Origin of the sequence: Meishania litoralis (genome assembly GCF_042611095.1) — a bacterium.
In the GTDB taxonomy this organism is placed as follows: domain Bacteria; phylum Bacteroidota; class Bacteroidia; order Flavobacteriales; family Flavobacteriaceae; genus Meishania; species Meishania litoralis.
Genome location: NZ_JBHFPV010000004.1, coordinates 328,137 through 341,014, shown reverse-complemented (window position 1 = coordinate 341,014; position 12,878 = coordinate 328,137). Strand labels below are relative to the sequence as shown.

Genomic DNA, 12,878 nt, shown 5'->3' with positions numbered 1-12,878 from the left:
CTCCCGTGGCGCCGGTTGCTCCTGTATCTCCTTGTGGACCTGTGGCTCCTGTGGCGCCGGTTGCTCCTGTATCTCCTTGTGGACCTGTGGCTCCTGTGGCTCCCGTTGCTCCGGTGGCTCCTGTTGCGCCCGTTGCTCCGGTGGCTCCTGTTGCTCCTGTTGCGCCTGTTGCTCCTGTTGCGCCTGTTGCTCCTGTGGCCCCGGTTGCTCCTGTGGCTCCCGTGGCGCCGGTTGCTCCTGTATCTCCTTGTGGACCTGTGGCTCCCGTGGCGCCGGTTGCGCCTGTGGCTCCGTCAGCTCCCGTGGCTCCTGTTGGACCTGTTGGACCTGTTGGGCCTGTTGGGCCCTGCGGGCCTGAAGCATTGTCTACCCATGAATAGACACCTGTTCCATCAGTTGCCAATATCTGTCCGTTAGTACCTCCTACCGGTATCTCAATTTCATTAAGAGGGTCGGAGTCCTCATCACGAACATCGATTTGAGTACTTCCACCCCTTTCAAGATTTATATCAACTGTTCGATTTGGAATTACGACAGCACTGCTAATCTGTTGATCATCACTACTGTTTGCTGCCAGATCTTCCAAGGCTTCCTGAACATTTGTTTCGTCGACCAAATCGCCATCAACATCAAAACTAGGGCTCAAAGCTACCTCGCTCGCATTTTGATTGTCAGTTCCGACAAAGGTTAATGGGGTTCCATCTCCATTATCAAAATCATAAGTACCGTCGCCATTGTCTATAAGGTTTGACTTATTAATTTGCGTTGGATTACCCGCTTCATCATTATAGGTAAATGTTCCATCTAGATTATCAGTAATGGTCGTAACAGTCTCGTTGATGTCCACCGCCGTTCCGTCTGCCTCGGTAACCGTCGCGATACGGTTGCCCGCTACAACGTTGGTGATGGTCAGGCCGTTCGTATCGATGATGACGTCAGAACCGTCGTTGTTGGTGAACGTATAGGTGCCATCGGGATTCGCCGTAATGTCCGATTTTGAGACGGTGACGCTCGTACCGCTCTCATTTACCAAGGTGACATTACCATCATTGTTGTCGGTGATGGAAACGATGGTCTCTTGGATGGATACCGTAGTGCCGTCCTCCTTTTGATAGACGCCGATTTCGTTGCCCGTAACGGAAGTCCCTGTAATATCAGTAACGGTCTCGTTGATGTCCACCGCCGTTCCGTCGGCCTCGGTAACCGTCGCGATGCGGTTGCCCGCTACAACGTTGGTGATGGTCAGGCCGTTCGTATCGATGATGACGTCAGAACCGTCGTTGTTGGTGAACGTATAGGTGCCATCGGGATTCGCCGTAATGTCCGATTTTGAGACGGTGACGCTCGTACCGCTCTCATTTACCAAGGTGACATTACCATCATTGTTGTCGGTGATGGAAACGATGGTCTCTTGGATGGATACCGTAGTGCCGTCCTCCTTTTGATAGACGCCGATTTCGTTGCCCGTAACAGAAGTCCCTGTAATATCAGTAACGGTCTCGTTGATGTCCACCGCCGTTCCGTCGGCCTCGGTAACCGTCGCGATACGGTTGCCCGCTACAACGTTGGTGATGGTCAGGCCGTTCGTATCGATGATGACGTCAGAACCATCGTTGTTGGTGAACGTATAGGTGCCATCGGGATTCGCCGTAATGTCCGATTTTGAGACGGTGACGCTAGCACCCGCCTCATTGGTAAAGGTCACATTACCATCTCCAGCGTCGGAAATGGTAGTAATCGTTTCACTAATAGTAAATGGATCGCCATTCTCGTTGTTATATACACCAATAGGATTACCCGCTTGGGTACCTGTAATATCGGTTATTGTTTCGGCGGGGAGAACCAGATTCGTGACGGTCCCTTCCTCGTCGGTATAGGTCAAGGTCCTGGTGAGGTTGTCGAACGTAAGGTTGCCGACACCCAAGGGCACATTGGTCGTGGTACCTTCCTCGTCGGTATAGTCGATAGAGTTGCCGTCGGCGCCCAAGGCCACCGAGCCGACACCCAGGGGGATGTTCGTCATAACGTTGTTCTCGTCGGTATAGTCCAAACTGTTGCCGTCGGCGCCAAGCGCAAGTACCGTCAAGGTCTCCGCGGGGAGAACCAGATTCGTGACGGTCCCTTCCTCGTCGGTATAGGTCAAGGTCCTGGTGAGGTTGTCGAAAGACAGCGTGCCCACACCCAAAGGTACGTTCGTGGTCAAACCTTCCTCGTCGGTATAGTCGATAGAGTTGCCATCGGCACCAAGGGCGACGTTCCCAACACCCAAGGCGATGTTCGTGGTCAGACCGTTTTCGTCCGTGTAGTCCAAGGAATTGCCGTCGGCCCCGAGGGCCAATACGGTCAGCGTCTCCGCGGGGAGAACCAGATTCGTGACGGTCCCTTCCTCGTCGGTATAGGTCAAGGTCCTGGTGAGGTTGTCGAACGTCAGGTTGCCGACACCCAAGGGCACATTGGTCGTGGTACCTTCCTCGTCGGTATAGTCGATAGAGTTGCCGTTGGCGCCCAAGGCCACCGAGCCGACACCCAGGGGGATGTTCGTCGTAACGTTGTTCTCGTCGGTATAGTCCAAACTGTTGCCGTCGGCGCCAAGCGCAAGTACCGTCAAGGTCTCCGCGGGGAGAACCAGATTCGTGACGGTCCCTTCCTCGTCGGTATAGGTCAAGGTCCTGGTGAGGTTGTCGAAAGACAGCGTGCCCACACCCAAAGGTACGTTCGTGGTCAAACCTTCCTCGTCGGTATAGTCGATAGAGTTGCCATCGGCACCAAGGGCGACGTTCCCAACACCCAAGGCGATGTTCGTGGTCAGACCGTTTTCGTCCGTGTAGTCCAAGGAATTGCCGTCGGCCCCGAGGGCCAATACGGTCAGCGTCTCCGCGGGGAGAACCAGATTCGTGACGGTCCCTTCCTCGTCGGTATAGGTCAAGGTCCTGGTGAGGTTGTCGAACGTCAGGTTGCCGACACCCAAGGGCACATTGGTCGTGGTACCTTCCTCGTCGGTATAGTCGATAGAGTTGCCGTCGGCGCCCATGGCCACCGAGCCGACACCCAGGGGGATGTTCGTCGTAACGTTGTTCTCGTCGGTATAGTCCAAACTGTTGCCGTCGGCGCCGAGCGCAAGTACCGTCAAGGTCTCCGCGGGGAGCGTTACCGTTATCGGAGGACCTCCATTTTCCAATTCAAGGGTAAGTTCGTTTGTAAGGTTGTTGAAACTAAAATCAAGAATTTGTTGGCTATCCGTAGAGGTCAGCTCCCAGGTATCACCGTCCCAGAAATATATAGTTCCTGTATTTGTATTGACATAGATATCTCCAATGTCAGCGCCTGCCGGAGTTGCCAAACCAGGAGCAGTAACCTGCGTTCCACTGAGCACCTCACAATTACATTGATCTTCAAGCATAACGGTAGTTTGCGAAAACGCAAAACCCGAAATCAAGAGAACAGCGATTAATACTATATTTTTCTTCATGACAACCTGTCTTTATTTCTACTATATCTATTTTTTTCACAATAACCTGCCAAGTGTCCTTTCAAAGAATCACCGAACTTTGTCATTGAACTACTTTAACTTATACGTTGTGACTTTTGCTGATCTTTTTCCTGAAAGGGAAAAGAAGTAGGGAAGAAAGATGTGTTAACATCATTTTGTCCAAACTGGACATTACTCTTAAAAAAAATCATTAAGTCGGTTAAGTTATTCATACTTGGGGTTCGTATAATTGTTTTAAAACCTGTTATGTTCTACAAACGGATTTACTACACCATACAAAATTAATTTAATGCCCACCGCATGAAAATAAATGTTGTGTAAGTGTTAAAATGCACGGTCTAGTCCTATAATTTTGAGGTTTCATCATTTGATTTTAATGTTTTCATTAAAGTTTCGTTCATCGATTATCCCAATTAAGACGGTACTTGTCGGCCATACGCCTGTAAGAAAATCCATCTCTTTTTTGGTTCTTGGTTCACCGTTGTATCTTTAGTTTTTATTTACTCGATAGGTTATTCTTCTGTTCGTAATCACACTTCCTACCTTTACTATCAACGTGCCAGAGGATTCACCTTCAAACGGAATTCCCTGATCATTTGCGGTATCCGTAGGATAAACCGTATTGAGGTAAGATCCTATGTTCAAAGTCTCAACATCAAATGTAAAAGTGCAAGAACTTCCGGCCGGAACATTTATGCCTGAAATCGTAAAACTATCGGAACCAGGTATTGCGCTGAGGATACCCCCGCATGATGAGCTGGCATTCGGCGTAGCGGACATTAGCATGCCCGCGGGGAAGGTATCGGTCATACTAAAATTCGTCAGGTCCACTCCCCTAGATGGGTTATCGACAATAATCGTTACCGTAGATTCATCTCCTTGCACGATAGTTGATGGGCTGAAAGACTTGCTTGACACGGCCGGAAATGCTATTTCATTTGAAACGGCGAAAACACCGCCCCAAATACCTTCATTGCTGCTTCCCAATTGAACATTCAAACTAGTAGCACCATTCGGCACCGAACCGGTGGCATCGAACATATCGATATCTACCCCCCAACTGTATCCGAAATTTGGGTTTCTCCCGCCAACATCAGTCCCGTACTCGGTAATTGTACCATTCAATGTGTTATTATTCGGGTTGAGCCCATTTGACAATGCCGTACCATTAATGCTAACATAGTCGCCTGTATGACTCGCTTCGCCATCCATACCATAATAACCGGCATGGGTCTCAAAAGCACCCGTTGCAGGGGTCAACAAATCGGTAACAGTGAAGGTATCATTGGCTCCAAAGCCAAAAAAATCAAAACCGTCCCAAATACTCACATTTCTAGTACTATCGGTTGGGTCATTGTACACAATGACCATTGTCCATCCTCCATGTGGCCCGGTAAAAGAGCTTCCGGTCGTCAATGCGATATCAGCGACAAAATAATTACCGTTGCCGCCCGATTGCACTAAATCGGTAACCTCGGCGAACGACATGAAAGTTCTCCAACCCGAGAATTGCGTGGTCTCAATATTTCGAATTTCAGCATCAATGGTAGCATATGTTCCGGCAGAAGGAGTTTTAAACTTTACCTGATCTATATTAAGGGTTCCTGGCGGGTTTGTTATACCACTATTGCTACTATTGTACATACCGCCCCAGTAAAGTCCGGCCCATTGAACGGTCGCTCCCGCGGGAATGGAAAAATTACTGCTACTTGAGTTCACGGTAGTACCATCTGAATCTACATCTATGTATCCCATAACTACGGATGGGTTATTCGAGGTAGGACTTGAAGGGCAATTGGACACACATCTTAAGTTAGTGTTACCCCGCATAAGAAAATCTCCCTTTAAATTCATTGAATAGCGTTCTTGGTAGGGTCTTGTCGAATTTGGGTCATTATCATCGTTCAAAATCGTTCCGGTGGCCGTATCCGAGATATTTACCGTACCATCGGAGGCACCAGTGAACTGAACGAGAAAGTCTTCATCAGGTTCCAATACAGTTTCATCGATGATAATAATGGTAATTTGCTCCGTGTCACCTGCGGTTCCATTGAAGTTAAGGGTGCCGGTACTCGAAGTATAATCGCTTCCCGCGAGAGCCGTACCATTGACGGTAGTATATGTTGCCGTGAACGGGCCAATAGTGGGATTTCCAACGTGCGTAACCGTAAATGTCGCTACACCAGTATTTTCATTTACCGATACGTCGTTTATTGAAAGGGTCGGCGATGGTGCCAATATATTGAAAGATACTGTCGAGGAAATACCTCCGGTCAAATCGGTATTCAATATCAAGATACCATCTTGGTAAACACGTACATAGGAACCGACTCCGTTCCATCCATCGCCATAGGTATCTTGAAGTAATAGGGAGTATCCGCTACCATAGGCTATACCGGTATATGTCGCCGGGCTACCTATATTATAGTACGAATTGTTTCCCGACCCATTGAAACATGCCGCCGGATTACATATACTTGCCCCAATCTGTGCATTTGAAGGATCGCGAAACGTAACCCTGTTCTCAGATGACCAATTGGGCCAATTTACTTCAATAGTAATGATAGCCTGGCCGAAACAAAAGAATGTGGTGAACGCTAAAAATATAAACGCAATTAATCTTTTTGTGCCAAAATTTGAAGTGTAATCCATCTAAAGTTATTGTCCAATACTTAGAACGAAACGCCGTTAAAGCCAATCGTAACGGTCAAATCATACTATAAGACAAAACTAGTACTGATGTTTTAGGTGAAAAAAATAATGTTGCGGGTCGAAGAGTATGAAGTTGTGAAAATAGAACAATCTGTTGTCACTCGTTTAAAAGGCTCCATAAGTCATTGATATATCACATGTTACAGACCAAATAAAGCTTAAAAAACTTTTGGTTTCGTAGGAATTTTCTAATTCTTTTTTACCCTATACGTAATTCTACGATTGGTAATCAAGGTATATGCCTTTATGACGCTCATCGGAGAGAATTCGGAAGTTGAATTGGCGAGCGTGGCCGTTGCCGTTATAAGGTCGCCCAGAGTGGTTCCCGGAGGAAGGGAAACGGTAAACCTAAATTTGTTCGTATTGTCAGTATTGCCATCATCATCAACATAACCTGAGGTACCCGAGTCCATGTCGGCCATACTACCTTCTGTCAAACTGGCCAAATATATTTGACCTTCGCCATAATCGGTAGAAAAACCCATTTGGTTGTCACCTACAGATGCGGTACCCTCATTAATGTCGCTATGAAAAACCTCAATGGTCGCCCCCGGTCTGGACCAACCTTCTATAACTATGTTGGTGCCACTCACGAATGCCCCTGAAATAATGGGAAAGTTCATCGCTCCATTAGGTCCATTATCGGTATCCCCGTTGTCATTGAGCGTGACCCCGTCACCGATTCCGTCCGACAGATCCAAATCGATTCCCAAGGCCGGGCTAGAAGTACCATTCGCATAAAACGAATTTTGGGAAATCAGGTTGCCCGAGGTGTTACCCCCCGCCAAAACAAGTCCAGGGCCCCCATTGGAGGCTATAATATTGTTGGAAATCGATGAATTATCACCATCTAGCAATATGCCTGCATTTTCAATGTTTCCCGAACAACTACCTCCATCCCGACCCGAGCCAGTAATCGTATTTTCGGAAATAATTATATTTCCCGATATATCGTCACCATCTATACCCAATGCCGCTGCATTTTCAATCAGGTTATGTTGAATAACGATACCGGTACCACCTATTATTGTTATATTATCATCACAAGGGGCATCACCATTCGAAGTTATATGATTATTCTGTATTGTTGTCGATATACTGTCTTCAATCCAAACGGCCGTATCCGAGTTTGTGGCGATATAGTTACCCTCTATTGTATTTTCTCCGTCAATGACCTCGATTCCATAACTAATGTTACCTGCATTACTGCCTAATGCATTGACTCCGATTAGATTTGCAATTACATTGGTTGATCCCCCTTCTAGCCTGATACCTGAGTTGTCATTTGCATAAACGGCCAAATTACGGACAATGCCGTTATTTGCATTTATCTTGAACACGTCTCCACCGTCGCGATGTACCTGTATTTCAGGTAGGTCATACGTAGGAAGTGAAACGGCCGAAGTTCCGACCGGCGAACCACCAGCTCCGATAGTTCCAGTATTTGTATCTCCCGAATAGGCCGTTTGCGTTCTTCCATCGATCCAAGTATTATTATCGGTAATAGCGGTCATTGGGTTTCCGTTTGAAATCGAAATGTCAAAAAATCCGCTTGCGTAATTTGAATCGGCCGTTCTGCCCAATGGATCTCCTGTCGGAGGTATCATAAAAATCGAAACATCTGTTCCAGCTATTGGATCAAATATACTGTTGGCCTCTATGTCCATTCCGGTCTCGGCCAAGGCATTTGAATTTACAATAAACTGTTCCAAAGAGCCCTGACCGTCTTCATTGGTGTTTACTATGGTATTGAAATTAAATCCAAAATCAAGTCCGGCGACTCCTTCATTGAGTATGGTTACCGATGCTACCGTTTGGGCCCCCGCAAGTGTACCTGCCGCGGGATCGGATCCTGATGGGTTAGCGCCACCGACCTCATTGGTCACATCGGTCAAAGTGCTCAACAAGTAATTCTTTCTAAAGGTCTGTACAGGAATGCAGTCGGTACACCCGGTGCCACCCCCTCTTGTAGACCTAACACTTTCGTTTACTACCCTCACATTATATAGCCCATTGGCCATTCCGGCAAATACGTATCTTCCCGTGGCATCGGTCGTGGTCGATTGGATCAAAGTGCCTCCACTATTATACATTTCAACTGTAGTATTGGGAATGGGAACTCCAGAAGAGGCCGTCAAGTTTCTACCTGGCCCGCCACCATAGTCAACATCTTCAAAAACGAAACCGGTTATCAAGTTAGATGGTACTTTTAGCACAACGGCATTGAGAATCACAAAGTCTTGACCGGATTGTATGTTCGTGGTAACCGAAGTTTCCCCTGGCTGTATAAATGCCGAAACATCGTAGGTGTCGAGATCCATGCCATGGGCATTTGTATTGTTGACGGTCATTGCTCCAGTATTGTCAAAAATGGTCGAGTTAAAGGGGTTGGCATTGCCAAGTGTGTTGTCTCCATCACCCACCAAAGGAAAAGTTCCCAATCCTGTCGTTACGGTGAGTCCTTCATTGTTACTGAGGGTTTGGTCTCCCTCCCAGGATAAGGCGGTCGTTTTTGAACCACTAGCACCAATAGCAAAAAATCCGTCCAAGGTATAGGTCGATGATGAGTTGCTCTCACCATGAAAACCCTCATAAAGGTTAATCGTTGAAGCCGGTAAACTTAAATCGGTGTAGAAGACAATCAAACTCCAACCACCCATTACCGTAGCACTATTACAATATTTACTGGAAGTATCAATCGTCAGACCAGAAAAGTCAAAAACATTTGTCGATGGGTCCGTTATTCCCGCTATAATATCGGTCACGTCGCTCACACTACCAAAGAAGTTACGATTGGTAATTGCCGAACCATAAGTTCTGTCGGCCGTAATCGTATTGCCCTCAAAAGTCACTTGAGTGTCCGCAGTGTCACCGGAATGTGCCCAGTACAAATAAGCTCTGTCAATAGTTCCTCCGGCCGGTATGGCCGACGTGAGTGTATTACTGGAAGATGTCAAAATAGAGCAGGCATTGCTAGTGTTGCTGGCCGCCCTAAGGGTATTACCCGTTGAAGTATAACCGATATATCCGTCAAACTCTTCAAAAAGGATCAAGTTTTGGTTGAAAGGGATAGGGTTGGCCACAATGTCGAACGTCACCACAGCACTGGTACCGCCTGTCAAGCTGGTCTCAACAATAGCAACTCCGTCTTGATAGACTCTGACATAAGGGTTCGTGCCGTTCCAGCCATCACCCCAAGTGTCTTGCAATAATAAAGAATAGCCTGTTCCCAGTGCTATCCCCGGATAGGAAGCGGGGCTACCTATATTATTATATGAATTGTTCCCTGCACCGTTAAAACATGCTGCCGGGTTACAAATGGATGCTCCGATCTGTGTATTTGAGGGATCTCTAAAAATCACCCTATTTTCGGAAGACCAACTGGGCCAATTCACTTCGATGGTGATATTGACTTGCGACCAAGCAACGGAAGGTACCAGAAACAAAGTAAAGAATAATAATTTGAAAAAACTCCTCATAATAGATGCTACGGACTTCTATGCTGGATTATTCTATTTGGAAATCAAGATTACAATAGTTTTAATAAATGATATTTACCATTATTGATCAGGCAAGATAGCATTCAAAGTATTTCTGCTCTAAAATTTGTTGTATAGTGTCCTGAAATACTAGTGAAACGCCATAAAAATGGTGTTTGGCATTCTTAAAAGCTTGAGGATAAAAACAAACATCTATATGAATCATAAAAAAAGTGACCATTAAATGGTCACTTTTTAACAGTGTGCGGTATTACATTTACTCCATGATAATAAACTCCGATCTTCTGTTCAGTTCATGTTCTTTTGCGGAACACCGAACCCCGTTTTTACACCCGTTCACCAATTTGGTTTCCCCAAAACCTTCACCCTGAAGACGATTAGCAGAAATACCCTTGGCAATCATATAATTAACCGTGGATTCAGCACGTTTCTGAGATAGCCAAAGATTGTACGAGTCACGGCCGCGACTATCGGTATGTGAATTCACCTTAATCTTTAGGCTTGGGTACTTTTCCATGGCGGCAATCACTTTTTCGACCTCGATCTCAGAATCTTTACGGATATTATATTTGTCAAAGTCAAAGTATATAGTACTCAACTGCAAAAGTTTGGCCAGATCGTCACCAAAACCTGCAGTGACCCTGTCCCTTTCCAAATAAAAATCGATTATTCTGGGCTTGCCATCAGATTTTGTCAAATACTCCTCAGATGGCACGTACCCTTGCATGGTCGCCCTAACAAAATTGCCTCTATCACAATCGATCGAAAGCACATAATTACCTTCAGAATCGGTAATGGCCGAAGAGACCTCCTTGTTTTCCTCATCGATTACCTTAACCGTAGCGCCTACCAACACCTCGTTTGAAATCTTGTCCCTTACCGTACCTGTAATTGCCTGATTACAGTCGAGCTCAAGAGGAGTAGTCTCCAAAAAACCATAGATATCGTCGGCACCTAGTCCCTCGGAACGGTTGGAAGCGAAATACCCCTTTCTTGTTTCTTCATTGAAGATAAACGTAAAATCATCCATTTGACTATTGACCGGCCCACCAACATTTACAACAGATCTATCGAAAAGTTCGTCTTTGATTTTCGTTGCAAAAACATCCAAACCGCCCAAACCAGGGTGTCCATCTGAAGAAAAATATAGAATTTCCTCAGCGGTTACAAAGGGAAATGTTTCTCGGGCCTCGGTATTGACAGTTTTTCCTAGATTTTCAGGAGTTCCAAACGTTCCATCTTCATTGATCTCAACCCTAAAAATATCAGATTCTCCCAAAGTACCGGGCATATCGGAAGCAAAGAACAAAGTTTTTTCGTCAGGACTCAAGGCGGGGTGCGCAGTGGAATATGAATCACTGTTGAACGGAAGCTCATTCACGTTTGTCCACTTTCCATCATCGGAAAGCGTTGCACTCAATATCTTTAACCTTATTACCCCGTTTTCGTCTTTGATATATTTTCCATCCTTAAAATTATTTCTGGTAAAATACAAAGTGCTCCCGTCTAAAGTTGTAATCGAGGTCGACTCGTGTAATCGCGTATTTACCTCTTCACCGATCTTGACCACGGTATTGGTCGATATCGAATCGGCATCAACTTTGTAAAGATCGAGAAAGTCTTTTGAATTCCAAGTATGCCGGTAGCGCGCCAAGTTGCCCGTGTCTCTATCGGACGAAAAAATCAGTCCTTCTTTGTAAAATGACGGCGCGAAATCAGAATAAGGGGAATTATACTGAAACTGTTCAATATCGTATCGCCCCGAATTTTCCCTTATTTCGTCCAAATAATCCTTTTCATCTTTAAACGCGGAAGCCCTCATATCATTGGTAGTAATTTCCATGAATTTGGCCATCATATCATTAGAGTCCTTGTAATTTCCAAGAGTCTTTAGGGTCTGGGAGTACCTGAAATAATATTCTGGACCCACATCGGCAGGATATTCCTCGACCAATCTTTTATAGGTTTGGGCAGCTTCATCGTAATCGGCATTGAAGTAGTATGAATTACCAAGTTTCTTGAGCAGGTCGGCAGAAACATAGCCTTTTTCAAGCACTCTTTTGTATATATCGATCGCTGGACTAAAGGAATAATCCTGATACTGCTCATTCGCCTTGTTAACCAGTCGCTCTTGTGCAACAACAACCGTCGTAATCAAATGCGCCGTTACGATTATAAGTAAGTGTAATTTTTTCTTCATGGTCACCTGAATTAAAAGAAACGCGGAGATACCAATCTTTGAAACGATTTTACCAATTCAAATCGCAAGAATACTTCGAAAGAACCGTCATTGAACTGTGTACCCCCTAATTCGGTAGTCTCCCTATCATATGCAAGGCCCAACATGAACTGATCTGAAATTTGGAATCCGGCCATTGCACTCAAGGCCGCATCCCACCGATAGGCGGCACCAAAAGTGAATCTATCGTCGTACATGAAGTTCGCCGAAACATCGACTTGTAGCGGGGCACCTCCTACCACTTTTGTCAAAAGTGCCGGCTTAAACTTAAAATTGTTGTTCAGGTCAAAAACATAGCCCGTTATCAAATAAAAATTGATCCGCTCCTTCGATAAAAACTGAACACTGTTGGCATCTCTTTGCGAATTATCGAAATGTTCGGTCTGTAAGAGATTGGGCGCCGATAGCCCTAAATAATATTTATTTGTATGATAGTACATACCAAGACCTACGTTCGGAGAAAATTTATTTTCGATATTGTCCGTGGCCACTGGTTCGGCGTCAAAGTTTCGCAGACCAGAAAAATCAAGGTTCAACAAATTACCCCCAACTTTTAAACCGAACGATAGTTTTCCTTCCAAGGAAACATCTACAGTATACGAAATAACAGCATCAAAATATGTTTCTTGTACCGTACCATCACCAATATTATCGTTTACAACGGAAAGCCCATACCCTACTTTACTATTTCTAATAGGTGAATGAAGGTTCAAAGTTTGTGATTTTGGGGCACCTTCCAGTCCCGCCCACTGCGAACGATAAAGTGCCGCTATGCTAAGTTGTCCCCTTGAACCTGCATATGCAGGATTCACGCTCATGGTATTGAACATATATTGGGTATACTGTGCATCTTGTTGTGCACTGGCCAACATAGGAATAACAAGTAAAGACACTAACAATAGTAGGTACTTCATTTTAATGATCATGGTCAATCTGT

The 12,878-nt window shown here is 45.5% G+C and carries 5 protein-coding genes; all 5 read right to left on the bottom strand.

Going from position 1 to position 12,878, the window contains the following annotated elements:
* Positions 1–3,469, bottom strand: a 3,469-nt coding sequence (locus tag ACEZ3G_RS15165; RefSeq protein WP_432426359.1) for a beta strand repeat-containing protein, incomplete at its 3' end; no start/stop codon positions are given.
* A gap of 510 nt (positions 3,470–3,979) precedes the next feature.
* Positions 3,980–6,142, bottom strand: a complete 2,163-nt coding sequence (locus tag ACEZ3G_RS15160) for a DUF7933 domain-containing protein (protein ID WP_432426358.1) — start codon at positions 6,140–6,142, stop codon at positions 3,980–3,982.
* A 248-nt stretch (positions 6,143–6,390) separates the two neighbouring features.
* Positions 6,391–9,681 (bottom strand): beta strand repeat-containing protein, encoded by a 3,291-nt coding sequence (locus tag ACEZ3G_RS15155; RefSeq protein WP_432426357.1) that lies wholly within the window; start codon positions 9,679–9,681, stop codon positions 6,391–6,393.
* Between the two features lie 277 nt (positions 9,682–9,958).
* On the bottom strand, positions 9,959–11,902 hold the full coding sequence (locus ACEZ3G_RS15150) for an OmpA family protein (protein WP_432426356.1): 1,944 nt from the start codon (positions 11,900–11,902) through the stop codon (positions 9,959–9,961).
* 11 nt (positions 11,903–11,913) lie between these two features.
* Positions 11,914–12,855 (bottom strand): PorP/SprF family type IX secretion system membrane protein, encoded by a 942-nt coding sequence (locus tag ACEZ3G_RS15145; RefSeq protein ID WP_432426355.1) that lies wholly within the window; start codon positions 12,853–12,855, stop codon positions 11,914–11,916.
* Positions 12,856–12,878: the final 23 nt, after the last annotated feature.

Bases quoted from the DNA above. Each gene is read 5' to 3' on its own strand.
- ACEZ3G_RS15160 (WP_432426358.1), bottom strand. From the start codon at position 6,142: ATGGATTACACTTCAAATTTTGGCACAAAAAGATTAATTGCGTTTATA.
- ACEZ3G_RS15155 (WP_432426357.1), bottom strand. From the start codon at position 9,681: ATGAGGAGTTTTTTCAAATTATTATTCTTTACTTTGTTTCTGGTACCT.
- ACEZ3G_RS15150 (WP_432426356.1), bottom strand. From the start codon at position 11,902: ATGAAGAAAAAATTACACTTACTTATAATCGTAACGGCGCATTTGATT.
- ACEZ3G_RS15145 (WP_432426355.1), bottom strand. From the start codon at position 12,855: ATGAAGTACCTACTATTGTTAGTGTCTTTACTTGTTATTCCTATGTTG.